The following is a 25,761-nucleotide window of genomic DNA, read 5'->3' as shown; positions in this document are numbered from 1 at the left end:
AGTCTGTCGGACATCGACAGACTTAACTCCCCCGGATAATACAGAAAACCTGTAAAGGATTGACCGGAAACAACAAAGATCAAATTTTGATCGCAAAGTTCAAAATACAAACACCAAGTGATCAATATCTGACCAATCAATCACTTGTGCTTATCTTTTTTTTTCATTTTGTTACATCTGTCATACAAATATAACTGACAGTGATTATCATTATACCCTTATCAGTTACGTACCATGACTGATAGTTCCCCGTTGTAATTAAATGCTATCCCATAACCACAACTCAGAAATATCGGAGTTCACGTATGAATAAAATTTATTCACTGAAATATAGTCATATTACAGGTGGATTAGTTGCTGTTTCTGAACTGACCCGGAAAGTTAGTGTCGGTACATCAAGAAAGAAAGTTATCCTCGGTATTATTTTATCCTCAATATATGGAAGTTATGGCGAAACAGCATTTGCAGCAATGCTGGATATAAATAATATATGGACCCGCGATTATCTTGACCTTGCTCAAAACAGAGGAGAGTTCAGACCGGGTGCAACAAATGTTCAATTAATGATGAAAGATGGAAAGATATTTCATTTTCCAGAACTACCTGTACCTGATTTTTCTGCTGTTTCCAACAAAGGTGCAACAACATCAATTGGAGGTGCGTACAGTGTTACTGCGACTCATAACGGTACACAGCATCATGCAATAACAACACAGTCATGGGATCAGACAGCATATAAAGCAAGTAACAGAGTATCATCTGGCGACTTTTCGGTTCATCGTCTGAATAAATTCGTCGTGGAAACAACAGGGGTTACGGAGAGTGCCGACTTCTCACTTTCTCCCGAAGATGCGATGAAAAGATATGGCGTAAACTACAACGGTAAGGAACAAATAATTGGCTTCAGAGCAGGTGCCGGAACAACCTCAACGATATTAAACGGCAAACAATATCTGTTTGGACAAAACTATAATCCCGACTTGTTAAGCGCAAGTCTTTTTAATCTGGACTGGAAAAACAAGAGTTACATTTATACCAACAGAACCCCTTTTAAAAACTCACCAATTTTTGGCGATAGTGGTTCTGGTTCTTATCTATATGATAAAGAACAACAAAAATGGGTTTTCCATGGTGTTACCAGTACAGTTGGTTTTCTCAGTAGTACCAATATAGCCTGGACAAACTACTCGTTATTTAATAATATTCTGGTAAACAATTTAAAAAAGAATTTCACAAACACTATGCAGCTGGATGGTAAAAAACAAGAGTTATCATCGATTATAAAAGATAAGGACCTGTCTGTCTCAGGAGGAGGGGAATTAACGCTCAAGCAGGATACCGATCTTGGCATTGGCGGGCTTATATTCGATAAGAACCAGACATATAAAGTGTACGGAAAAGATAAGTCTTATAAAGGTGCCGGGATAGATATTGATAATAATACCACCGTTGAATGGAATGTTAAGGGCGTTGCCGGAGATAATCTGCATAAAATAGGTAGTGGTACTCTGGATGTAAAAATAGCACAGGGAAATAACCTTAAAATAGGTAATGGGACTGTCATCCTTAGTGCTGAAAAAGCCTTCAATAAAATTTACATGGCCGGAGGTAAAGGTACGGTAAAAATAAATGCCAAAGACGCTTTAAGCGAAAGCGGTAATGGCGAAATCTATTTTACCAGAAATGGCGGAACACTGGATCTAAACGGCTATGACCAGTCATTTCAGAAAATCGCAGCAACAGATGCGGGAACAACCGTAACGAACTCAAACGTGAAGCAATCAACATTATCACTTACTAATACTGATGCATATATGTACCATGGGAATGTATCAGGTAATATAAGCATAAATCATATTATCAATACTACCCAGCAACATAACAATAATGCCAATCTGATCTTTGATGGCTCAGTCGATATCAAAAACGATATCTCTGTCCGGAATGCACAGTTAACATTACAAGGACATGCGACAGAACATGCCATATTTAAAGAAGGCAATAACAACTGTCCAATTCCTTTTTTATGTCAAAAAGACTATTCTGCTGCCATAAAGGACCAGGAAAGCACTGTAAATAAACGTTACAATACGGAATATAAGTCCAACAATCAGATAGCCTCTTTTTCCCAGCCCGACTGGGAAAGTCGTAAATTTAATTTCCGGAAATTAAATTTAGAAAACGCAACCCTGAGTATAGGCCGGGATGCTAATGTAAAAGGACACATAGAGGCTAAAAACTCTCAAATTGTTCTGGGAAATAAAACTGCATACATTGACATGTTCTCAGGAAGAAACATTACTGGCGAAGGTTTTGGATTCAGACAACAGCTTCGCTCCGGGGATTCAGCAGGCGAAAGTAGTTTCAACGGCAGTCTGAGTGCTCAAAACAGCAAAATAACTGTTGGTGATAAATCAACTGTTACTATGACTGGTGCATTATCCTTAATTAATACAGACCTGATTATCAACAAAGGAGCTACTGTTACCGCCCAGGGAAAAATGTATGTAGATAAAGCTATTGAACTGGCCGGAACCCTGACATTAACAGGCACCCCTACAGAAAATAATAAATACAGCCCGGCAATCTATATGTCAGATGGATATAATATGACAGAAGATGGTGCCACGTTAAAGGCTCAAAATTATGCCTGGGTCAATGGTAATATAAAATCAGACAAAAAAGCATCTATTCTGTTTGGTGTTGACCAGTATAAAGAAGATAACCTGGACAAAACCACACACACACCGCTGGCTACAGGTTTGCTGGGTGGCTTTGATACTTCTTATACCGGAGGTATTGATGCTCCTGCTGCCTCAGCCAGCATGTATAACACCTTATGGAGAGTAAACGGACAGTCAGCCCTGCAATCATTAAAAACCCGCGACAGTCTTTTGTTGTTTAGTAACATAGAGAATTCGGGTTTCCATACTGTGACAGTAAACACACTGGATGCCACTAATACTGCTGTGATTATGCGGGCTGATCTGAGCCAGTCTGTAAATCAATCGGATAAACTCATTGTTAAAAATCAGTTAACCGGAAGCAATAACAGTCTGTCGGTCGATATACAGAAAGTGGGAAATAATAACTCAGGATTAAACGTTGACCTGATAACAGCCCCAAAAGGAAGCAATAAAGAGATATTTAAAGCCAGTACTCAGGCCATAGGTTTCAGCAACATATCTCCTGTGATCAGCACGAAAGAGGATCAGGAACATACCACGTGGACCCTGACCGGATATAAGGTGGCTGAAAATACAGCATCTTCCGGTGCAGCAAAATCGTATATGTCCGGTAATTACAAAGCCTTCCTGACAGAAGTCAACAACCTGAATAAACGAATGGGGGATCTGCGTGACACCAATGGCGAGGCCGGTGCATGGGCCCGCATCATGAGCGGAGCAGGTTCAGCTTCTAGTGGATACAGTGACAACTACACCCATGTGCAGATTGGTGTGGATAAAAAACATGAGCTGGATGGACTTGACCTTTTCACTGGTCTGACTATGACGTATACCGACAGTCATGCCAGCAGTAATGCATTCAGTGGCAAGACGAAGTCCGTCGGGGCAGGTCTGTATGCTTCCGCTATATTTGACTCTGGTGCCTATATCGACCTGATTAGTAAGTATGTTCACCATGATAATGAGTACTCGGCGACCTTTGCTGGACTCGGAACAAAAGACTACAGTTCTCATTCCTTGTATGTGGGTGCTGAAGCAGGCTACCGCTATCATGTAACAGAAGACTCCTGGATTGAGCCGCAGGCAGAACTGGTTTATGGGGCCGTATCAGGTAAACGGTTCGACTGGCAGGATCGCGGAATGAGCGTGACCATGAAGGATAAGGACTTTAATCCGCTGATTGGGCGTACCGGTGTTGATGTGGGTAAATCCTTCTCCGGTAAGGACTGGAAAGTCACAGCCCGCGCCGGCCTTGGCTACCAGTTTGACCTGTTTGCCAACGGTGAAACCGTACTGCGTGATGCGTCCGGTGAGAAACGTATCAAAGGTGAAAAAGACGGTCGTATTCTCATGAATGTTGGTCTCAACGCCGAAATTCGCGATAATCTTCGCTTCGGTCTTGAGTTTGAGAAATCGGCATTTGGTAAATACAACGTGGATAACGCGATCAACGCCAACTTCCGTTACTCTTTCTGATAACAGCCCGGGCCGCGTTTGCGGCCCTTCTTCTACCGTAGAGAATATGTATTACCCTGTGACAGACTATATCGCTCTTGCTCTCATTATTAGCTTTCTTTTTCTGACATTATTTATCTGCCTGTTATGCCTTAAACATGAGCGAATAAAAAAAGAAACTATCAGGCAAAAAAATGCACATATTCTGGAGCATGGCTGGAATGCAACTGAGTTCTCATGGTTCCGATACGGACAGTATAACGAAACGGGTATTTACATCTCGATCGAGAAGACCATTATCATTACAATCACCGTTTCTGGTGAGTGCTTTAAAAAAGAATACAGCATTGTCTCCCACATGCTGGTCACTGACACCATAACAGAGGCCACCCTGTACGAAAACGGGCTGTATACGCGCCACATCAGACTCAGTCGCCCAGTATCTGACAGCAAATACCCCTTGCCACCCGGATCTCAGCTCATTAAAAATATGACCTTACGACTGCGCCTGCAGGATCAGCAGGAAGAAACATCCGTGACATTATTTCAGGGAAAAATGAGTACCGACGGAAATAACTATTACATCATCAAAGGTAAAGTAAGCTCAGTACTTCTGTTATTAAAAATGCTGCAGATTAATCACGCCTGATCTCTGTCCCGGTATTTTGAGGTGTACTGAGGTGTACTGGCAATAGCGGACACTACCATTTGTTCTTTTTTTAAGCAGCCATCTGATGATATTTTTCCCTGAAGGCTGCCGGGGAGATATTCCCCAGACGAGAGTGACGACGCTGACGATTGTAGAAAATCTCAATGTATTCCCGTATTACTGAGATGGCTTCATCCCGGTTATTAAAACGATAGTGGCTCAGGCTCTCATTTTTCGGTGATGCTGCCAACTTACTGATTTAGTGTATGATGGTGTTTTTGAGGTGCTCCAGTGGCTTCTGTTTCTATCAGCTGTCCCTCCTGTTCAGCTACTGACGGGGTGGTGCGTAACGGCAAAAGCACTGCCGGACATCAGCGCTATCTCTGCTCTCACTGCCGTAAAACATGGCAACTGCAGTTCACTTACACCGCTTCTCAACCCGGTACGCACCAGAAAATCATTGATATGGCCATGAATGGCGTTGGATGCCGGGCAACTGCACGCATTATGGGCGTTGGCCTCAACACGATTTTACGTCACTTAAAAAACTCAGGCCGCAGTCGGTAACCTCGCGCATACAGCCGGGCAGTGACGTCATCGTCTGCGCGGAAATGGACGAACAGTGGGGCTATGTCGGGGCTAAATCGCGCCAGCGCTGGCTGTTTTACGCGTATGACAGTCTCCGGAAGACGGTTGTTGCGCACGTATTCGGTGAACGCACTATGGCGACGCTGGGGCGTCTTATGAGCCTGCTGTCACCCTTTGACGTGGTGATATGGATGACGGATGGCTGGCCGCTGTATGAATCCCGCCTGAAGGGAAAGCTGCACGTAATCAGCAAGCGATATACGCAGCGAATTGAGCGGCATAACCTGAATCTGAGGCAGCACCTGGCACGGCTGGGACGGAAGTCGCTGTCGTTCTCAAAATCGGTGGAGCTGCATGACAAAGTCATCGGGCATTATCTGAACATAAAACACTATCAATAAGTTGGAGTCATTACCCATTTTTCAGCGTTCCCCAGAAGCTTTCCATCGGAGCGTTGTCGTAACAGTTACCTTTACGCGACATTGATGTTTTCAGACCAGACTGCTCCTGTATGACCCGGTAATCGTATGCGCAGTACTGTGAACCTCGATCAGAGTGGTGGATTAGCCCGGCAGGTGGGCGCTGGCTCCTGAGCGCCATAAACAGGGCTTTACCTGTCAGCTCTTTTGTCATGCGCTCTCCCATGGCGTAGCCGACAATTTCGCACGTATAAACATCTTTGATGCCAGCGAGGTACAACCATCCCTCCTGTGTGGCAACATACGTCAGGTCCGCCACCCAGACCTGATTTGGTGCTGTAGGAGCGAACGTCTGGTTCAGCAGATTTGGCGCAACTGGCAGATTGTGGTTCGAGTTCGTAGTCGCTCTGAACTTGCGTTTCTGCTTACAGCGTAGCCTTAGCTCCTTACGAAGACGTGCCAGTCGGTCACGACCAACGATGATGCCATTCTCTGCCAGCTCCGTCTGGAGCCGCCGGGTTCCATATGTTTCGCGAGTGCGGATATGTGCCACCTTAATCTCCAGTTTTAGCCGCTCATCACTTTGTTTTCTGTCTGAGGGTTCATGCTGTACCCAGTTGTAATAACCGCTCCTGGATACACCAAATACCTGACACATCGCTTCAATGGGAAATTGTTGTCGCCATTGTTCGATTAACGCGTATTTTTCAGCGACTCCTGTGCAAAATACGCTGTTGCTTTTTTTTAATATATCTCGCTCAAGGCGAGCTTCATTTAACGCCTTACGCAGTTGCAGAATTTCAGATTCCAGTTCAGCCACCGTGCGGGAACCAGGAGTACCGAGCCCTTTTCTGGCGGCGGTAACCCATTGTCCTAAAGTGCCTTCAGGAAGAGATAATCGGGAAGCGCCTTCACTGATCGAAAGTTGATTTTCAAGAACCGTTCTGACAGCTTCAGCTTTGAACTCTTTAGAGTAACGTTGGGTTTTTCTGCTCATTATTAGCTCCTTCTGATGCCATTCTATTTCAGGAAGGAGTGTCCGTTAAACTCAGGCTACCTCACAGTTTAGTGTCAGTGCCCCGGGCCATCATTCATGGAAACGAGACTTTGATCCGGACAGCCCCGAGATAAAATTCAGTGATCGCAGGGAAGCCCTTAAACTGATGACGCAAATCGAATCGACCGTGACCAGCCTGCACCGTGAGGCTGAAGCACAGTTCCGGCCTGAACTGGAAAAAATCGTCAGGGGTATCGAAACAGGTTTTCGTGGTACGGCCCTGTATGCCACAGAAAATATTGCCGGACGTATCAATGCCCGCCTGGAGGACGAGGGCTTCACTGTAAAAATCACTTTCCCGGCAGTCAGCCAGTTACAGACCAGGATCGCGGTAAAAACAAATCTGAGTGCGCTTATGGAGGAAAGAACTGAGACAGTCACCCGTCGCCGTCGGCAGAGTGGTTTCTGGGGAAAGATTTGTGGAGCGTTTGGCACCAGTGACTGGGGCTGGGAAAACTATAAGGAGAATGTGAGCCGCAGTGTGATCAATATCAACTCGGTCAGGAAGGAAGTGATGTCACTGACCCGGGCATATTTCGGGGAGTTGCAGGCATCCATTGAGCAGAATATTAACCAGCCCGTCCGCCAGGAGATCGATGATTTTTTCTGTACATTCAGGGAAAAAGTCGAACAGCTACGTAACACACTCATTCAGAGCTCTGAAGATCATAAACGCGATCAGCAGGCACAGGAGCAGCTTACGGAGCGCCTTCAGGCATTAAATGAAAGGGTTCCCGAGCTGATTACTGACAGTAAGGCGTTAAGGGAAGAACTGGAGACACTGCTGTGACCTCACCATTTATTCAACAAATTGCTGATAACCGGGTATGTCAGGTACTCAGTTGCCTTCCTGAAAAATTTGTGGTTGATTTTGCAAACGGTATTGATGTTGCACAGGAGCATAACCGCACGGCCGGGGGGCGCACGTTTTTCCGGCGTTTAAAAGAAGGTCTGACTGGCAAAGGCGCTGTACGCCAGAATGCCATCAATGCTTCGCTTGCACAGGGCGTTGAGGCGTCCCTGCGCTGGCTGACGGAGCTGACAACGTCGCTTGCCACCACAAATTACGCGATTACCCGGGTAAACGACAGGGTCAGTTCACTGGTCAGTGATACTGCCAGGCTGGCGCATTATTCGGCAGACACGCGGGAGCAGTTACTCACCCTGGCAGAACAGGTTCATCAGAAACTGAATCATCTTGAAGAAAAACTCCACCGTGTTGACCAGGTTCAGCGGGCACAGTTACATCTTGAGCAGATATTCTCATGGTGGAGCGCCGGGCGATACGCGTCATTTTCCCCTGCCGGACGTTGTTATGTGGCGCTTGAAGAGCTTCGCTGGGGCGCGTTTGGTGATGTGATACGTCAGGGTGAAACAGGCCAGGTTAACCAGTTACTGGATATCCTCAGACATAAAGCATTAACGCAAATGGCACAGGAGAATGGCGGTAGCGCAACAGTACGTCTGAACACACTGGACTGGCTTGGTGGTCAGAGCCGGGAACAGGCTGATAACGAATGGCATGAAGCGGTTAACTGGCTGGGGGACTGGTGCAGTGAAGAGCGGCATCCTGTGATCTGGTCAACCACACAGGCTGCAGAACACTTACCGGTTCGTATGCCCCGTCTCTGCTCTGCAGAACGCCTCTCTGAAAGTATGGTTGATGAAATATTTCAGAAGGGGGAGGCATGAGTACAGAAATGAAAACGGGGCTGGTGCTGTCCGGCGGCGGGGCGGTGGGCGCTTATCAGGCGGGAGTGGTTAAGGCACTGGCAGAGTGCGGCGCACAGATCAGTATGGTCTCAGGAGCCAGTATCGGGGCTCTCAATGGTGCCATTATCACGGCCTCTCCCGATCTGTCAGAAGCCGCCTTACGCCTGGAGGCGCTCTGGGATCATCTGGGGAATAATCAGGTTCTGTCGGTAAACAGATCGGTTTACTTTTCATTGCTGAAAAAACTGGTTCAGGCCATGAACCTCTGCCAGATCCCCGGACGTGCGGGCGCACTGCTTACGACGCTTTTTCGCCATATATCGACAATCAACGGGTTCGACAATCCGATGATTCAGCCGCTGTTGTCAGATGAGCCCCTGACAGCGCTGATGGATCATTATCTTGATACAGATGCTCTGGCCGACGGGCTACCGCTGTACGTGTCGCTGTACCCCACAGAAGGAGGCATGCAGGATATTATTGACTGCATTCGTGCTGAACTGGGTGCCGGAACCACGAAAAACGCTGTTTTTCAGCATATCCAGAGTCTGCCCCGCGGGCAGCAGAAAGAAGCCTTACTGGCGTCAGCCGCGCTGCCTCTGCTGTTCCGTCCCCGCGAGGTTCAGGGAACAATGTACGGTGATGGTGGGATGGGCGGATGGCGAAACAGGCAGGGGAATACTCCCGTGACGCCACTGGTGGATGCCGGATGCAATATGGTGATTGTGACGCATCTGAGTGACGGTTCTTTATGGGATCGTCGGGCTTATCCGGACACCACAATCCTTGAAATCCGTCCCCGGAAAAGGTTGAAACAAATCGGGGACGAAGGCAAAAGTGGCGGTCTGCTCAGTTTTACATCGGCACATACCGACGCCTGGCGTCAGCAGGGCTACGAGGACACGATGCTGACGATGGAGCATATCCGGAAACCGCTGGCAGCACGTCAGGCACTGACCCGGTCAGAGACGGTATTGCAGAAAAGCCTGGAGATAACTGAAGGTGCAGATTCGGCACTGAGAAACGCGATGGCCCGGATTAAATAAAGACGCTCCGGAGAAACGCCACCGCCACTGTGGTGGTGTTTTTCCTGTCTGGTATTATTGAAAATATTTTCAGATATATATTACCTGGATGATGGTTAAGATTAATTTATTTAATTTTGGGGAGAAAACTCATGAAACTGTTAAACATTCTTTTAGCTGTTGTTTTAACTGTAAGTGCAACCGTAGCACAAACAGAATCGGCATTGTAGACGCGTAACAGTATTGCTGGCACTGATATGTTCAGTATCGGTAATGTTTCTATTAACTGCACGATTAATCCAGAAGACAACAATTTGCTACCACACTATGTGTGGATTTACGGTCATACCTCCACCCAGCTAAATCAGTACGATTCTGATATTATTTTTATCATCAACGATAAAAAGTATCCGGCCCCATCTGTCGACGGAACACGAATGAATAAGAATGCATGGGTATACTTTATCGATGCTATCAGTGAAGCCACGCAATTCGACGTTTTAGTAAACGGTAAGAAAGTCGACAGCTATACCGCAAATATCAAAAATGTGAAAAAGACTTTGGGTAACAAATTCTACGACAGCTGCTGGAACACCTGGTTCCAGGAATAATTGATAACGTGGTGTAAAACACCTCAGTTTAATTTAATACAATGAGTGAAAATGAATATTATAAAAATATTTTTTGTTTCAGATGTCATATATTTTATTAACTGAATGATTAACAGGAGAATCAGATGAACTGGCATTATGAAAAAAATGGTGTACGTTATGATAACGTAACAGAGGAAGATATTATCGAACGTATCCGGCGTGGTGAACTGAATGCATCAACACTGGTGTGGCAACAGGGCATGCTGGAATGGCAGCCAGTTTCAGCCACATCACTGGCGGAAATACTGAAACAAAGTGAAGTTCCCCCAGCCCTTCCGGGTCACCGCATTCCCGGAGGCGTTGTCTGGACGCTGGCATTTGCCCCTTTGATTGGGTACATACTTGAGATGTGGACTGCAGGGCTGAACGGTATGTCATTTGAACGGGCTTATGATGCAGTCAGCGAAGGCCAGTACTGGTTTATCTCTCTGATTCTGAATATTGCTCTGGGATATCTGGATGAACGAAAACTCCGTAAATCTGGTGTTGATACTGCAACATTTGGCTGGCTGGCATGGTTGATCCCGGTTTATCTGTGGCGTCGGGCAAAAATCCTCGGACAAAAACCTGCGTATTTCTGGGTCTGGTTGGTTATGCTGATACTGGTGTTATTTACGGTCTGATATTCTTTATCGCAGAGTTTACTAAATAATCAGGTTATTAGTGTTCTTAACAGGTAAGGTGATGCTGCCAACTTACTGATTTAGTGTATGATGGTGTTTTTGAGGTGCTCCAGTGGCTTCTGTTTCTATCAGCTGTCCCTCCTGTTCAGCTACTGACGGGGTGGTGCGTAACGGCAAAAGCACTGCCGGACATCAGCGCTATCTCTGCTCTCACTGCCGTAAAACATGGCAACTGCAGTTCACTTACACCGCTTCTCAACCCGGTACGCACCAGAAAATCATTGATATGGCCATGAATGGCGTTGGATGCCGGGCAACTGCACGCATTATGGGCGTTGGCCTCAACACGATTTTACGTCACTTAAAAAACTCAGGCCGCAGTCGGTAACCTCGCGCATACAGCCGGGCAGTGACGTCATCGTCTGCGCGGAAATGGACGAACAGTGGGGCTATGTCGGGGCTAAATCGCGCCAGCGCTGGCTGTTTTACGCGTATGACAGTCTCCGGAAGACGGTTGTTGCGCACGTATTCGGTGAACGCACTATGGCGACGCTGGGGCGTCTTATGAGCCTGCTGTCACCCTTTGACGTGGTGATATGGATGACGGATGGCTGGCCGCTGTATGAATCCCGCCTGAAGGGAAAGCTGCACGTAATCAGCAAGCGATATACGCAGCGAATTAAGCGGCATAACCTGAATCTGAGGCAGCACCTGGCACGGCTGGGACGGAAGTCGCTGTCGTTCTCAAAATCGGTGGAGCTGCATGACAAAGTCATCGGGCATTATCTGAACATAAAACACTATCAATAAGTTGGAGTCATTACCCCGGCTGCGTTATAAAGCAAGGAATGACGCTGAAAAAATGCCTTTAAAGTTGGAATTAACGAGAGCACCACATCCAGACATTGCCCACCGAAGTAAGCAAACGCTGCTCCCAGCACACCAAACAGATGACAGAACATGAACAGCAATACGATGTAGCCGATTGAGGCGATGGTTTGCGCCACGAGAAAAGCGCGCTGTTTTCCCGCCATCAATAGCAATGACTCCTGCGGGAAACCCAGCATCGAAATCACAATTGCGCCCAGCATCACCTGAATCAGGTCATACGCTTCGAGATACTTAACGCCAAACACCAGCGAAATGAGCGGCTTGCCGGCGATCAACACCGCGAGCGCCACCAGAATACCGATTCCGCCCGCCAGTAAACCGGACTTCACACCTAACAACCACGGTCTGGTGGTGCGCGGATCTAAACGCATCACCTCTGGGTAAAAACTTTTACCCAGCAAACCCGCTGGCGTTCCGGCGGCGTCGAAGAATGTCATGGCGATTTTAAATAACCCGGCGGCAGCGGGTCCTAACACGATCCCCACCAGCACTGTGCTGCACGAGTTACGCGCCGACCAGATGGAGTGGGCAATGTTGGTTGACCAGACAAAACTCCACGCGCCTTTGATGTGTCGGGCAGACTCAAACAGATTCAATTTGAAGGCATTATGGATATTTCTGCGGCGTAATTCGCGCGCTGCAAACCACCAGTACATGGTGCCGCCAACCAGATTCGACACGTACCAGGCAATAACAAAACCCGCAAAACCAAAGTCAAAATACCAGGCTACGACGCTCCCCGCTGCGCGCAGAAAAGGTTTCGTCGCCTGCTGTACAGCAATTAAATCGAAGCGATCTACCGCACGCAGAATGCCGGTCGGCGTGGAGGAAGCCATTGAAGGAATGAGCGTGCAATACAGCGCCGCCAGCCAAAAGCTTTGGTCATCCAGACCTAATGAATGGGAAAGGAATGGCAGTAAGGCAATGCCGCCGACAATCGCCACCGCGCCGCTGACGATATCCAGCGAGAAGGAAAATGAGACGACATTGCGAAATTGCTGCGGATTATTGTTGGTCAAGGCTGGCGTTCCGTACTGAACCACCAGCTGCCATGTCTGAAACTTAATAAAATCGCTGATCGACTTGGCGTACGATTGCACAATCACCAGTACGCCAAACATGGCGGGCGTCATCCCTTTACCGGCACACGAGAGCGCCAACAGCCCCAGCAAGGCGCTCACGACATTACTGGAGCCTAACCAGGCGCTATTGCGAATAATGGTGCGAAACGCGCCATCTGCAAACCAATGTTTGATGTTAAAACCCGCCAATTCAGCCTGACCTTATCGTTGATAGTAAAAAGTATCCCGCCAGCCTTAAGTTAAACTTCGGCGGTCAGAAACGATGGCAACCAGAGAAACCGCCTTCTGTGCCTGTTCCAGCACTTCGCTGTAGGGCGCTCTGGAATCAATCTCAAGAATTTTTGTGCCGTTATAGCCAATCTTCGACATGACACCGATTTTGTCCTGCAGCTCGGCATAGTCATGGTCAGGCTTGCGGGAGATGGCAGTCTCAATATCAATGCCCAGGCGAATAATTAATTCCGGGCGATATTGCGCCATTTGTTGGTATAAACGCCGTTCGCGCTGCGCCAGAAACATGCTGATTTTCCCGGTCGCACGTTCGACGCCAATCCCCGGTCCGTCGTAATAAAAGCCCGAAATTTCAGCCTGCGGGAAGCGATCGCTGACCACCAGAACGCCACTTTGCGCCAGTCGCTGAACCTTGCGTAGATTCGCCATTCTTCGCAGCGAGAAGCAGTACATAATCACCGCCGCCCATAGCGCCGGAGATTTGGTTTTCATGCTTTGGGTTTTCGAGGATTTGGCCGCCAGTCGCCGTTCCAGCCAGACGCCAACCAACGGTAATCGTTTGATTTTGTCGCCGTCTTCGCCCGAGAGCAGCCCCAGATAGCGCCGCTCGGTTTGCCAGTGCTGTTGCAATGATTTCACCAGATCGGTGGTCAGCGTGGATTTACCGGTGCCATCGCACCCGACCACCGCAATTAGCCCCGGAATGTAGCTGGGCTGCGGCGCGGTTGTACTATTAACAGTTTGTGTTTGTAGTGCATCCATTCGTTAAATCATCCCCTATCCATTTTGGTGATCAGGAAAGCGCGGCGTGAATTGCACGTAGTGACGCTTGCAGGATTTCATCGGCTGGTTGCCGACCATCCAGTTCAAGGATCCTGGCGCCGTTGAAAGTCAGTTGCGGCGTAACGGCGATTTTTTCCTGTAACGCTGCCAGTTGGTGGTCAGGTTTACGCGCAAACGCGGTTTGTTCATCAATGCCAAGACGAATCAACAATACGGGCAAATAAGATGCCATCCATTGGTACAGCTTCAGCTCGCGCTGCCTTAACATTTTTATCCAACCGTTACCGCCCGTGGTTTTTGCCAATTGCGGGCCATCAAAGCGAAAACCCGGCACTTCAACCTGCGGGTAGCGGTCGGTGATGAGCAGAAAGCCTTGCTGGCTTTTACACAACATTTTGCGAAACTTGTACGCCCGCCAGCAGGAAAGCAGATAGATAACCAGAGCAGTAATATTGCCAGGCGGTGTTGAGGGTTTTTCGTGCACATGTGCCGCTTTACTTCGCAGATAACGCCCAAAAGGTGCGCCAATAACAGGGAGCTGTGAAATCCATTCGCCAATTAGCCCGGACGATTGCCCGAGATAAATGTGTTCTGTTGGCATTCTTGCTGCCAGTTCATTTACCAGGCTTGCCGTGAGGGTCGATTTACCTGAACCATCACATCCTACAATGGCAATAACACGCACTGGCGTGGAATTAATTATTGACATATTACGTTGATTCACGAAAAACCCGGCAGTAAATAATGTATTGAATATTACGTGGTCCGTGCTCAGAATATCCGTTCAACCTTATTGTGACAATGGTTAATTGTGACATTGACCTGAATTACGCTTTCATAAAAACATATTAACCAAATAAATATTTTTAATGGATATTTAAATTAAAGGATATATTCATGCAGTCAATAACACCTCCATTAATTGCCGTTATTGGTAGCGATGGTTCAGGCAAGTCAACGGTGTGTGAACATCTTATTACCGTTGTCGAAAAATATGGTGCTGCCGAAAGAGTTCATTTAGGAAAACAGGCCGGAAATGTCGGTCGTGCAGTGACAAAATTACCGTTGATGGGAAAATCCTTACATAAAACAATTGAACGAAATCAGGTGAAAACAGCAAAAAAATTGCCTAGACCAGTTCCGGCGCTGGTAATTACAGCGTTTGTCGCCCGTCGCTTACTGCGCTTTCGTCATATGCTTGCCTGTCGTCGTCGCGGGTTAATTGTTCTAACCGACCGTTATCCTCAGGACCAAATTCCTGGCGCTTACGATGGTACGGTGTTCCCACCTAACGTTGAAGGTGGTCGTTTTGTCTCATGGCTGGCAAGCCAGGAACGTAAAGCGTTTCACTGGATGGCGAGCCATAAGCCTGATCTGGTCATCAAACTCAATGTTGACCTTGAAGTTGCCTGTGCACGTAAACCCGACCATAAACGGGAATCGCTGGCGAGGAAGATTGCCATAACGCCACAGTTAACCTTTGGTGGTGCACAACTGGTTGATATCGATGCCAATCAGCCACTGGAACAGGTGTTGGTTGATGCAGAAAAAGCGATTACGGATTTTATGACCGCGCGTGGTTATCACTAGTCAAAAATGGAAATGCCCGATCGCCAGGACCGGGCATTTTCAGGAAGGTTAAATCAACTGCAATGCTATCCAGTACAGCCCACCAGAAAGAAAAATTGCCGCCGGTAAAGTAAACACCCACGCCATCAGGATGCTGGTTACCGTTTTACGCTGTAACCCACCGCCGTCCACCACCATCGTCCCTGCTACCGCAGACGAGAGGACGTGTGTTGTGGAGACAGGCATCCCAATATAACTGGCAAGGCCGATAGACACTGCCGCCGTCATTTGTGCCGCCATGCCTTGCGCATACGTCATGCCGCGCTTACCAATCTTCTCACCGATGGTCATCGCTACACGACGCCAGCCAATCATGGTGCCAATGCCGAGCGCCAGTGCTACCGCCATGATGATCCACACAGGAGCGTACTCAATGGTGCTTAACATATCGCTGCGCAGTTTTTTCAGCAGGTTCTGGTCTTCTTTACTGACGCCTGGCAGTTTCGCCAGCTTCGCGGAGGTATCAGAGATGCACAGCATAATGCGGCGCAGCTGGCTGCGCTGACTCACGCTTAACGGCTCGTAACTTTCCATATTGCCTGGCAGCATCGTTTTAACGCGCGCAATCGCATCAAAGGTATTTGCCGGATGACAGTGAAACTCTGTTACTTGCGTGCCATCAGTCGATGCTGCAGGCAATGGAGGTTCCATCGCAATCAACTTCTGCGGCAGTTCAGGATGCTGTTGCAGGTAGTGTTCGAAGTTGGTGACGGCATCGCGGGTACGGGTAATTTCATAGCCGGACGCGTTCATATTGACGACGAAGCCAGCAGGGGCAATCCCCACCAGTACCAGCATCACCAGGCCGATCCCTTTTTGTCCGTCGTTCGCGCCGTGCGAAAACGCCACGCCCGCAGCGGAAACAATCAGCGCAATACGCGTCCAGAATGGCGGTTTACGTTTGCCTTTTTTCTTTTTGCGATCTTCCGGAATGCGGTGAATACGGTCACGCTTTTTCGTCCCGCTCCAGTAGCGTCGCAGCAGGAATATCAGGCCTCCCGCAATGACCAGGCCGACGATAGGGGAAACAATCAGCGAGGAGAAAATTTTGGTCACTTCACGCAGGTTTAACGCATCCATCACCGATGATCCGGTTAACAGCGCGTTGGTTAAACCGATGCCGATAATCGCACCAATCAAGGTGTGCGAACTGGAGGCCGGTAAACCGAAGAACCACGTTCCCAGGTTCCAGATAATCGCCGCCAGCAGCATGGAAAAGACCATCGCCAGGCCGTGGGTTGACCCCATATTCAGCAACAAATCGGTTGGCAACATATGGACAATGGCATAGGCAACGCTAAGTCCGCCCAATAACACGCCAAAAAAGTTAAAAAATGCCGCCATCACCACAGCAAGTTGTGGTTGCATGGCACGAGTATAAATAACGGTTGCCACCGCATTCGCCGTGTCATGAAAACCATTGATTGCTTCGTAGAACAACACAAATGCCAGAGCAAGCAATAACAAAAGCCCTGTGTATATATCAAGGCCAACAAATAAATTTAGCATATATTAGATTACGCCATTTTGAATTTACGAACGGACGCATTATCAGTGACTTTAACGGCATGGGCAAAGTGAAATATCATTTTTTAACGATAAAAAGAGTGTTATTTCTTGTGTATCAGACAATAAGCATTCATTCAAAACCTTTAGAAATAATCAAAACACAGGTATTCCACTGGTTAATATATTCACATATGAAATAAATATTAGAACATATAAATATTGAATATTTTGATTAATCCCCGTACTGATTATTCTTCATAATCAGTACGGGGTTGCTACAACATGTATTACTTTTTCACCACAATTAACGGTTCAATATCACTCTCTTTTTTGATGACCAGTGATTCATCACCGCGCAAACACGTCCCACCGTAGTTGCCGCCCACGGTGAAGGTACATACCTGAATGTATTTACCGTCCACTTTCGGCAAACACCACAGTTGCTGATAGATGTTTTTCTGCTCGGCAAATTTACCGCTGGTTTTGTCCAGCACCTCTTCATGATGGCTGACCAGGTCGATATTGCTACCACAGCGACCGGCAATCGGTTTCACTGCGTAACCTGTTTTCACCAATTCATCATTAACAGTGAAATCGGTATCCAGCAGGTAACGATGGTGCGGGAACAGCGACCAGAGGATCGGCAGAATCGCTTTGTTGCCGGGGATCACCGTCCACAGCGGCTCAAAGACTAGCACTTCCGGGCGCAGCAATACGTCGATAAGACGCACTTCGTTTTGCGGATGACCGGTACGGATTGGCACCGCAGCAAACTCACGGTCGCTAACTTCACGAATCTGATCAAACGCGGTTTCCCACGCCCAGGTTTTCCACACGCAGTTAACCAGTCGCCCTTCCCCATCAATCAGTTGCCCGGCAGCATCCCAGCCCAGTTCATCCAATCCACGCAAGATACGCGTTTCAAAGCCCGCCTGGTGCAGCGCCTGCTCCATAAACTGCGCGTGATAGTTTTCCTCGATATCTTTGTCCTGCATGATATGGACAAACGGACGTGCACGACTGTGTTTCCAGGCACCAGCCAATTCGTTAATCAGCCCTTCCGCCGGATTGAAGCCGTTGCCTTTATAGCCCTGCTCCGCCCAACGTTCGAGGATCAAGCCCGCTTCGGTATGACAGGAGGCGGAGTCGGCGTTGTACTCGTAAACCTTCAGGCCACGCTCATCCATGCAGAAATCCATACGACCAGTGATCATATGGTGACGGCGACGCTGCCAGGAGAGACGCAAACGTGGCCAGAGGATTTTCGGGATGTCGAACAGCGCCAGCAGGTTGTCATCTTTCAGCACCTTGTCGGTTGCGTGAAGATACATCAGGTGCAGCTCGTTGGTGGCTTTAATTAGCTCCTGCTCGGCACTCTCGGTAATGGTGTAGTAATGATAAGGATCCTGATTGATCACCTGACCGTTGGCCTGCACATAGGCGTTTTGCAGCGGATCTTTTTCATCCAGCCATTTACCGTCAAACTGGCCTTTGTTTTCCAGGCGCGCTCCGCTGATTTTCAGCAGCTCGCCTGCAATTTCCGGCTGCGGTAAGCTGTATTCAGTATCTTCCGTCTGGATCATCCAGCCCAGAATGGTGGTGTCATCAAAAGTGTCTTTCAGGGTATAGCAGCCGTTTTCGACCACCATCTCCAGCTCACGCGTCCACTGTTGCCCTTGCGGCAACGGGGAATGAATCACGTTCTGTTCCGCAATACGGACTTTGTTGCCATGCAATTGGGTAATGATGGCGACATGGCCAGTGTCTTTAAATTCACCGCCTTTATCCCAGATAAGAAGCGCACCCGCGACCGGCGCACGCGGCGAGCCGTTAGGAAATGCCTGCAATGGCAGGATGTTGTCATTAACCACTTCTCGCAGGAAGCGCAGCGAGAAAATCTCCCACGCCATACCCACGTCAGTAAAGACCACACCGTAATTCAGAAAGAGAAAACGGCGAGCAAATTCAACGCATTGCCACTTGTGGCCCATATATTCGTCGTCGATATAGCTACGGAATACGGCGTCATCTTCGTATTCCTGCGGATCGAGAGAACTGTAATCTGAAGAGTAGATTGCTACCCCACCTGGGGCGTAGCCCAATAATGTCCCGAACGGGGCATCCTGGCTGGTCGTTCCTTTGCTCATCACTTTACCTTTAACAATACAACCTAAGCAGTTGGCGTAATTGTTGTGCTCTGATTACCTGCTCAGCGACATTAACCGGACAGAGGTCAGACTAATCATACACCTCATCGCAGCGGCTGGCGCAAAGGGTTAAAAAATTCACATTCTGTACAGCAAGTGACCTGCTACACTGCTTCAACACTACCACTCAGAAGGCAACTCACTATGACAGACAATACTTATCAGCCCGCGAAAGTCTGGACGTGGGATAAATCCGCTGGCGGCGCGTTCGCCAATATCAATCGCCCGGTTTCTGGTCCGACGCATGAAAAAACGCTGCCCGTTGGCAAACACCCATTGCAACTTTATTCGCTGGGAACGCCGAACGGTCAGAAAGTAACGATTATGCTTGAGGAGCTGCTGGCGCTGGGCGTTACTGGTGCAGAGTACGACGCCTGGCTGATTCGTATTGGCGATGGCGATCAATTCTCCAGCGGCTTTGTCGAAGTGAACCCAAACTCGAAGATCCCGGCGCTGCGCGATCATACGCATAATCCGCCGATCCGCGTGTTTGAATCTGGTTCGATCCTGCTTTATCTGGCGGAGAAATTTGGCTACTTCCTGCCGCAGGATTTGGCAAAGCGTACTGAAACGATGAACTGGCTGTTCTGGTTACAGGGCGCGGCACCGTTCCTCGGCGGTGGTTTTGGTCACTTTTACCATTACGCGCCGATGAAAATTGAGTACGCCATCAACCGCTTTACCATGGAAGCCAAACGTCTGCTCGACGTGCTGGATAAGCAACTGGCGCAGCATAAGTTTGTTGCGGGCGATGAGTACACCATTGCGGATATGGCGATTTGGCCGTGGTTTGGCAATGTGGTGTTAGGCGGCGTGTATGATGCCGCAGAGTTTCTTGATGCGGGCAGTTATAAGCATGTACAACGCTGGGCGAAAGAAGTAGGCGAACGTCCGGCGGTGAAACGTGGGCGTATTGTTAACCGCACCAACGGACCGCTGAATGAGCAGTTGCATGAGCGCCATGACGCCAGTGATTTCGAGACGAATACGGAAGATAAGCGTCAGGGGTAAGGGTTGGTGTTCGTCGCAGCAAGCCATCCAGGCCGGATAAGGCGTTCACGCCGCATCCGGCAATCGTGCACAATGCCTGATGCGACGCTGCCGCGTCTTATCAGGCCTACGAAAGCTAATCATCACGCGCTGGTAATGTCGTAATCCATTTGGCGCAGTGCGTCTAATGTGGCTTTGGCTTCATCTTCGTCGATGATGCTCATGGCAAATCCGACGTGTACCAGCACCCACTGGCCCAGTAGATCGGCAGGGTTACCTTCACAAATCAGGGCGATATTCACGTCGCGCTTGATACCACATACTTCAACCTGCGCAAGCTGGTGAATATCTTCACCGACAGCCAGCACCTGGCCTGGAACGCCAATACACATTATTAACTCCGGTTATTCAACTTCAATACTTTTGACGATCAGCGAATCGCCGGTATCGACACGCAACCGCTCGCCGTGACAGAGCGGACACTGCGCATCGTGCTGATGAATCTCCACCACCTGGCTGCAATCCCAGCACCAAGCCTGGGCGGGTTTATAGACGATATGTAAATCGCACCCTTGCGCCACCGTTCCGTGGCAGACAATTTCAAAACTAAAACGGACGGCGCTCTCCTCAACGCAGGAGAGCGCGCCAATTTCCAGCCACACGGCGGTGACGCGCTTAACATCGTGCTGCTCCGCCTGCCGTTGGATAATTTCAACGGCGCTCTGGCAAAGAGACAACTCATGCATTTTCGCCACTCCTGCGACCAAACAGCAGGGCGCGACGCCCTGCGTGTGGTACATCCGGATTCGTGACTGGCAGCGAAAGGATCATTCGTGCGCAGTCATCCGTCAGGCGTTGGCCCTCTTCAATCGACATGCTGTGCGAAAGCGGCGACATCAGCGAACAGGAGAGATATTGCGAAACACCGTCCAGTTCGCCAACGGTAAAGGTCATAGTGCCATACGGCAGTTGCAGACCAATTTTTTCACTCACTTTGCGCAGCGGCCAGAGTTGATCCGGGCCGGGGAAGATAACTGCACTCAGCATCCACGGGGTGATCACACACCCCGTCCACTGACCTTCGAACAGCGTAAAATCAGAAACATACACCGGCATTGAAGGATGCAGAAAAGAGAGATCGTGCATCGAACGCCGGGCAATTTCTTCAAACGCTGCCTGTACTTGCGCCTTCGGGGAGGTCTGGAAACCTGCTATCTCTTCAGTCATGAATCGCCTCCCGTGGGATGGCTTCCACGCCTGATTCGCGCAGCGCAGCCAGAACCTGCTCAAGCGCAGGTTCAATCATTGCTTCAACCGTCGGCGTTAAGCCGATGTGTGGCTCCAGCGATTCCGGGATCACGCCGACCAGGGTCAGCTTTTTCGGAAACTCACCGGTGAAGCGCAGGGCCGACAATACGTCGGCCAGGCCAAGCTGATGCGGAGAGATTTTGTTGGTAAACAACGCCGGAACTTCTTCATCCCGCAGGATCATCATCGTTCCCGGCGTGTTCTTTTTCGACACAATGGCATCCGCAATAATCAGATGATCGCGATTTGCCATGTCGCCAAGCAGCTCCATTCCCGCCGTGCCGCCATCGAGGATCTCAACATAATCCGGCAGAATGTATCGTTGCTCTAACGCTTCGACAATCCGCACACCGATGGCTTCATCGGTCAGCAAAATATTGCCGACCCCTAAGACTAAAATACGCATTACAGAACCTTCACTGAAACCACTTCGTTGCCGTCGGCATCCACTACGTGTACCGCACAGGCCATGCACGGGTCGAAGGAGTGAATGGTACGCACCACTTCCAGCGGTTTATTCGGATCAGCAACCGGTGTACCCACCAGCGACTGCTCGTAAGGACCGACGTCATCATTGAAGTTACGCGGACCAGAGTTCCAGGTTGATGGAACAACTGCCTGGTAGTTACTGATAATACCGTCTTTAATAACCATCCAGTGAGAGAGCATACCGCGCGGCGCTTCGAGGAAGCCAACACCTTTGAACTCACCCGTTGCCGGAATGTTCGGTTTCACAAAGGTGGTGTGATCGCCTTTGCCGATATTGGTGATCAGTGCACTGTATTGATTTTGCAGGATATCCTGCAATTCGCAGCAGTGAACGGTACGACCAATAATACGGCCCAGCGTGGAGTGCAGCTGCGCCACTTCCAGCGTGTTGCCAGTCAGTTTCTGATAAATCGCAACGATTTCATTCAGTTTGTTCTGGGTAGATTCGCGACCTGCCGCCAGTTTCACCAGCATATTAGCCAGCGGACCCACTTCTACCGTTTTGCCGTAGAAAGTCGGTGATTTCACCCAGGAATATTTCCCGTCGTCAGACCAACCATCATAAGCCGGAATGGTGGTACCTTCCCACGGTGCCTGCGGCGCTTCGTCTTTATACCAGGAGTGCTTCGCGCTTTCCTGAATGCCTTTGATCAGGTATTCATCGGAATGAGAAGTGATCGGACGATACGAGGACAGATCCGCATTCTCAATGTAGCCGCCCGGGAACAGGAAGCTGCCGTTTTTACTGTCGGTCGGGAATTCCGGCACGCTCAGGTAGTTCACCGCACCTTTACCGCGCGTCAGCCATTCCGGGTAGAACGCGGCAATAACTGCGGTATCAACCTTATAAACCTGTTCAACAAAGTCGCTCAGCTTGTCGATGAAAGACTTGATGTACATCAGGCGCTCAAGGTTCAGCACGCCCAAACCGTCGAGGTTGATCGGGTTCGCGACACCACCTACCGCCAGGTTCTGAATGTGCGGCGTTTTACCGCCCAGCAGCGCCACGACGCGGTTAGCGTCACGCTGGCACTCCAGCGCCTGCAGGTAGTGCGCTACCGCAATCAGGTTCACTTCCGGCGGCAGTTTCATCGCCGGGTGACCCCCGTAGCCATTGGCGAAAATACCCAACTGACCGCTGGCAACCAGATCTTTGATCTTGTTCTGAACTTTAGTGAACTCTTCCGGACTGTTCAGATGCCAGGTCGAAACGCCTTTCAGCATTTCGGAGGCTTTGGTTGGGTCAGCTTGCAGTGCAGAAGTGATGTCCACCCAGTCCAGCGCCGAAAGCTGATAGAAATGAACGATATGGTCATGCGTGGTGTGCGCAGCCAGAATGATGTTACGGATGTATTGCGCGTTAACCGGAACGTCGATATTCAGCGCACTTTCTGCCGCACGAACGGAAGACAGCGCGTGAGTGGTAGTACATACGCCACAGATACGTTGCACAATCATCCATGCATCGCGCGGATCGCGGTTTTTCACGATCTCTTCCATGCCGCGCCACATGGTACCGGAAGCCCATGCTTTCGAAACGACGCCATTTTCGATTTCGCAATCGATGCGTAAATGCCCCTCAATACGGGTTACCGGATCAATAGTAATTCTCTGGCTCATGCTTTGCTCGCCTCATGACGATTATGATCGTTTTGTTTTAAAGGAGGAAGTATCGGCAGTAGACGAATGAGTACGATGTAAGCGCAAATCTCAATAGCCACAAAACCAATAGAAATCAACAGTTCTTCCCAGGTCGGGAAGTAGGCGTAACCGCCGCCCGGGTTGAATGCCACCAGCGAATAGGTCAGACGCCAGGTTGCACAACCTAACAGTGCGCTCAGTGCTGACAGGAACAGCATGCGGGAATCATTACGCAGCTTCGCCACACGCAGAACGACCAGCGGGAAGAGCATCAGCAGGACTTCAATCCAGAACATCACGGAGTAGAAGTCACCGGCAAACGCTAACGACAGCTTGTCGCGATAGATAAGCTCGCCAAAGCGCAGCACGATGAAAATCGCCAGCAACACACTGATGGTGTTGGTCAGCTTGACGAACAGACTCTTTTCATCCGGACCGTTGCCACGCAGACCCGCCTGCACCAGCGAACCTTCAAAGATGACAATCGAGAAGCCCATGATGAACGCCGTCAGCAGCGAGAACAGCGGCAACATTTCATAGCTCTGCCACAACGGATGCACCTTGTAGCCCGCCGAGATCATCAGTGACCCCATTGAAGACTGGTGCATGGTCGGCAACAGCGCGCCAAGTGCAATGATGAAGAACATAACCTTGTTCAGACGCTTGAGAGAAACCTTCCAGCCCAGACGTTCAAACAGTGCCGGAGCAAACTCCAGTGCCATCACGCCGATATAGATGGTCATACAGACCGCCGTCTCGAACAGTACCGAGTTCACGTTGAAGTGACCCGGAATGTAGAAGTACGGCAGGTTCCAGTAGCGACCCACGTCGATAGTGATCGACAAGCCACCCAGTGAGTAACCAAACAGACTCGCCAACAGCGCCGGACGCACCAGCGGATGGTATTGCCCACGGTTAAAGACGTATACCGCCCACGCCAGCGCCCAGCCGCCACAGGCAAAGCCGGTGCCAATCAGCAGGTCAAACGCGATCCACACGCCCCACGGGAAGCCGCCGTTCAGGTCAGAGACAGAGCCCAGACCGAACACCAGACGCTTCACAATCAGGAGCATACAGATGACGATTAACGGTCCAAAAATCATGACCGGTTTACTGATGATTTTGCCGCCCAGCGGTTGTGGATCATGACTCATGATCGTCTCCTCCGTCGTGATGGTCGTTTTTGGTGTTGCGACGAACCAGCACGGTTAAGCCCGCCAGCACAGCCAGTGGTAGCATCATGCCTTTATACAGGGTGTGTTGAATATTTTCGGAACGCGCACCGGTAGAAAGATCGTCCAGTTTCGGCAGGTCGAGATTTTCATAAGGCACACCCGTCAGTACCAGAACCTGAGTACCGCCGCCCTCTTTCTCGCCGTACAGATGCGGATAATATTTCGGCACCGTATGCAGGTAAGTGTCGCCAGATTTCAGCGTCTGACGCGGATAGTGGTATTCGCTGCCAGGCTTCAGCGCCAGACGTTTTTTCGCCTCCGCCATCAGCTCTTCACGCGTACCGAAAATCACCGCGCCCGCCGGGCACACTTCTACGCAGCCAGGCAGACCGCCTTTATCGAGACGTTCCACACCTTTCTGGTTGCACAGCTCGCACTTATGCAGCGCACCAAACGGGTTGTTGTAGTCGTACTTCGGCACGTTGTACGGACAGGCGACCATGCAGTAACGGCAACCGGTGCACACGTCTTTGTCGTAATGGACAATGCCGGTTTTCGGATCTTTTTTCAGTGCAGAGACCGGGCACACAGAGACACAGTTCGGATCGACGCAGTGCATACACTGTTTCTTAATGTACGCGTAGCCGTTCTCCTCCTGGTCTTTGTTGACCCCTGTGCCGCTGGTCCACACCTGAATGATGTTATTGGTATACGGCGACAGTTTGTCGTTGTTCGACCAGGTCTGTTCCCCTTGCGGGTTACGTTCAGGGAAGTTGATATCCTGACACTTGGTGACGCAAGCCTGGCAGCCTACGCACAAGGTCGAGTCGTACAACATCCCCAGCGATCCCGGAATTGGCGGGCGGTTTTCAGCAGCCGCATGACTGACAGACGGCAGCGCGCCCGTCAGCAATGCCCCGCAGGAGGCTGCTTTAATAAAATTACGTCTGTTCACGG

Annotated in this window: 22 protein-coding genes and 3 pseudogenes; 11 read left to right on the top strand and 14 right to left on the bottom strand. The window is 49.5% G+C overall.

What is annotated here, in order from left to right; translation table 11 throughout:
• Positions 1-305: 305 nt before the first annotated feature.
• Both sigA and C1P89_RS23740 read left to right on the top strand, forming a co-directional pair.
• Positions 306-4,163: a serine protease autotransporter toxin SigA gene (sigA, locus tag C1P89_RS23745; RefSeq protein WP_001034111.1), complete on the top strand. Its 3,858-nt coding sequence runs from the start codon at positions 306-308 to the stop codon at positions 4,161-4,163.
• 58 nt (positions 4,164-4,221) lie between these two features.
• Complete coding sequence (locus tag C1P89_RS23740; protein ID WP_237158179.1) at positions 4,222-4,791, top strand: hypothetical protein; 570 nt, start codon at positions 4,222-4,224, stop codon at positions 4,789-4,791.
• A gap of 70 nt (positions 4,792-4,861) precedes the next feature.
• Here C1P89_RS23740 and C1P89_RS23730 read toward each other — a convergent pair.
• Positions 4,862-5,026: pseudogene (locus C1P89_RS23730) on the bottom strand (IS3 family transposase); the annotation flags it as partial.
• A gap of 56 nt (positions 5,027-5,082) precedes the next feature.
• Here C1P89_RS23730 and C1P89_RS23725 point away from each other — a divergent pair.
• Positions 5,083-5,780, top strand: a protein-coding gene (locus C1P89_RS23725) for an IS1-like element IS1A family transposase (RefSeq protein ID WP_094096600.1) whose coding sequence is annotated in 2 segments (ribosomal slippage) — positions 5,083-5,332 and positions 5,332-5,780 — 699 coding nt in all. Because the reading frame shifts where the segments join, the coding sequence is not laid out codon by codon here.
• 16 nt (positions 5,781-5,796) lie between these two features.
• Here the strand turns inward: C1P89_RS23725 and C1P89_RS23720 are convergent.
• Positions 5,797-6,795, bottom strand: a pseudogene (locus C1P89_RS23720) (IS3-like element IS600 family transposase); the annotation flags it as partial.
• A 91-nt stretch (positions 6,796-6,886) separates the two neighbouring features.
• Between C1P89_RS23720 and C1P89_RS23715 the strand changes: the two are divergent.
• The 6 genes and pseudogenes from C1P89_RS23715 to C1P89_RS23695 form a co-directional block, all read left to right on the top strand.
• Positions 6,887-7,645 (top strand): annotated as a pseudogene (locus C1P89_RS23715) (dynamin family protein); the annotation flags it as partial.
• Positions 7,642-8,547: a diguanylate cyclase regulator RdcB family protein gene (locus tag C1P89_RS23710; protein ID WP_000203504.1), complete on the top strand. Its 906-nt coding sequence runs from the start codon at positions 7,642-7,644 to the stop codon at positions 8,545-8,547. The pseudogene C1P89_RS23715 and the gene C1P89_RS23710, both read left to right, overlap by 4 nt.
• Positions 8,544-9,614: a patatin-like phospholipase family protein gene (locus C1P89_RS23705; RefSeq protein WP_000102623.1), complete on the top strand. Its 1,071-nt coding sequence runs from the start codon at positions 8,544-8,546 to the stop codon at positions 9,612-9,614. The genes C1P89_RS23710 and C1P89_RS23705 overlap by 4 nt, the downstream gene beginning before the upstream one ends.
• A 236-nt stretch (positions 9,615-9,850) precedes the next feature.
• Entirely contained in the window at positions 9,851-10,204 is a 354-nt protein-coding gene (locus C1P89_RS26555; RefSeq protein ID WP_000491376.1) for a YfjT/YkfB family phage-associated protein, read from the top strand.
• A 125-nt stretch (positions 10,205-10,329) separates the two neighbouring features.
• On the top strand, positions 10,330-10,869 hold the full coding sequence (locus C1P89_RS23700; protein ID WP_001104025.1) for a DUF4339 domain-containing protein: 540 nt from the start codon (positions 10,330-10,332) through the stop codon (positions 10,867-10,869).
• Positions 10,870-10,981: 112 nt separating this feature from the next.
• Positions 10,982-11,679 (top strand): IS1-like element IS1A family transposase gene (locus C1P89_RS23695; protein ID WP_237158178.1). Its coding sequence is split into 2 segments (ribosomal slippage): positions 10,982-11,231 and positions 11,231-11,679, totalling 699 coding nucleotides; the frame shifts between segments, so codons are not numbered across the junction.
• Here C1P89_RS23695 and C1P89_RS23690 read toward each other — a convergent pair.
• From C1P89_RS23690 to C1P89_RS23680, 3 genes are read right to left on the bottom strand one after another with little or no spacing between them, the layout of a single operon-like run.
• Entirely contained in the window at positions 11,673-13,031 is a 1,359-nt protein-coding gene (locus tag C1P89_RS23690) for a lipopolysaccharide biosynthesis protein (RefSeq protein WP_000896882.1), read from the bottom strand. The two genes, C1P89_RS23695 and C1P89_RS23690, sit on opposite strands and share 7 nt — an antisense overlap.
• A 45-nt stretch (positions 13,032-13,076) precedes the next feature.
• Entirely contained in the window at positions 13,077-13,835 is a 759-nt protein-coding gene (locus tag C1P89_RS23685; RefSeq protein ID WP_000339543.1) for a nucleoside/nucleotide kinase family protein, read from the bottom strand.
• A gap of 31 nt (positions 13,836-13,866) precedes the next feature.
• Positions 13,867-14,580 carry a dTMP kinase gene (locus C1P89_RS23680; RefSeq protein WP_001076234.1) on the bottom strand — a complete coding sequence of 238 codons (714 nt, stop codon included), beginning with the start codon at positions 14,578-14,580 and terminating at the stop codon, positions 13,867-13,869.
• A 173-nt stretch (positions 14,581-14,753) separates the two neighbouring features.
• Here C1P89_RS23680 and C1P89_RS23675 point away from each other — a divergent pair, with 173 nt between their 5' ends.
• Entirely contained in the window at positions 14,754-15,446 is a 693-nt protein-coding gene (locus C1P89_RS23675; RefSeq protein ID WP_001190792.1) for a dTMP kinase, read from the top strand.
• Between the two features lie 48 nt (positions 15,447-15,494).
• Here C1P89_RS23675 and pitB read toward each other — a convergent pair whose 3' ends face one another.
• The gene (gene pitB / locus C1P89_RS23670; RefSeq protein WP_000933296.1) at positions 15,495-16,994 is read right to left on the bottom strand and encodes an inorganic phosphate transporter PitB; all 1,500 of its coding nucleotides are present in this window, start codon (positions 16,992-16,994) and stop codon (positions 15,495-15,497) included.
• 287 nt (positions 16,995-17,281) lie between these two features.
• Entirely contained in the window at positions 17,282-19,141 is a 1,860-nt protein-coding gene (gene gss / locus C1P89_RS23665; RefSeq protein WP_001297309.1) for a bifunctional glutathionylspermidine amidase/synthase, read from the bottom strand.
• A 204-nt stretch (positions 19,142-19,345) separates the two neighbouring features.
• Between gss and yghU the strand changes: the two genes are divergently transcribed.
• Entirely contained in the window at positions 19,346-20,212 is an 867-nt protein-coding gene (yghU, locus tag C1P89_RS23660; protein ID WP_005137126.1) for a glutathione-dependent disulfide-bond oxidoreductase, read from the top strand.
• Positions 20,213-20,334: 122 nt separating this feature from the next.
• Here yghU and hybG read toward each other — a convergent pair whose 3' ends face one another.
• From hybG to hybA, 7 genes are read right to left on the bottom strand one after another with little or no spacing between them, the layout of a single operon-like run.
• Entirely contained in the window at positions 20,335-20,583 is a 249-nt protein-coding gene (gene hybG / locus C1P89_RS23655; RefSeq protein WP_000334896.1) for a hydrogenase maturation factor HybG, read from the bottom strand.
• Positions 20,584-20,595: 12 nt separating this feature from the next.
• The gene (gene hypA, locus C1P89_RS23650) at positions 20,596-20,937 is read right to left on the bottom strand and encodes a hydrogenase maturation nickel metallochaperone HypA (protein ID WP_000544953.1); all 342 of its coding nucleotides are present in this window, start codon (positions 20,935-20,937) and stop codon (positions 20,596-20,598) included.
• Positions 20,930-21,418 carry a hydrogenase-2 assembly chaperone gene (gene hybE, locus C1P89_RS23645; protein ID WP_000134014.1) on the bottom strand — a complete coding sequence of 163 codons (489 nt, stop codon included), beginning with the start codon at positions 21,416-21,418 and terminating at the stop codon, positions 20,930-20,932. Before hybE ends, hypA begins: the two co-directional genes overlap by 8 nt.
• The gene (locus tag C1P89_RS23640) at positions 21,411-21,905 is read right to left on the bottom strand and encodes a HyaD/HybD family hydrogenase maturation endopeptidase (RefSeq protein ID WP_001221946.1); all 495 of its coding nucleotides are present in this window, start codon (positions 21,903-21,905) and stop codon (positions 21,411-21,413) included. The genes hybE and C1P89_RS23640 overlap by 8 nt, the downstream gene beginning before the upstream one ends.
• A complete protein-coding gene (gene hybC / locus C1P89_RS23635) occupies positions 21,905-23,608 on the bottom strand; it encodes a hydrogenase 2 large subunit (protein WP_000083053.1) in 1,704 nt (567 codons plus the stop codon). Before hybC ends, C1P89_RS23640 begins: the two co-directional genes overlap by 1 nt.
• Positions 23,605-24,783, bottom strand: a complete 1,179-nt coding sequence (gene hybB / locus C1P89_RS23630; protein WP_000017694.1) for a Ni/Fe-hydrogenase cytochrome b subunit — start codon at positions 24,781-24,783, stop codon at positions 23,605-23,607. Before hybB ends, hybC begins: the two co-directional genes overlap by 4 nt.
• The gene (hybA, locus tag C1P89_RS23625; RefSeq protein WP_001081870.1) at positions 24,773-25,759 is read right to left on the bottom strand and encodes a hydrogenase 2 operon protein HybA; all 987 of its coding nucleotides are present in this window, start codon (positions 25,757-25,759) and stop codon (positions 24,773-24,775) included. The genes hybB and hybA overlap by 11 nt, the downstream gene beginning before the upstream one ends.
• Between the last annotated feature and the right edge of the window lie 2 nt (positions 25,760-25,761).

This window comes from Shigella sonnei, from assembly GCF_002950395.1.
Classification (GTDB): Bacteria; Pseudomonadota; Gammaproteobacteria; order Enterobacterales; family Enterobacteriaceae; genus ECMA0423.
This window is presented reverse-complemented; position numbering and strand designations above follow the sequence as displayed.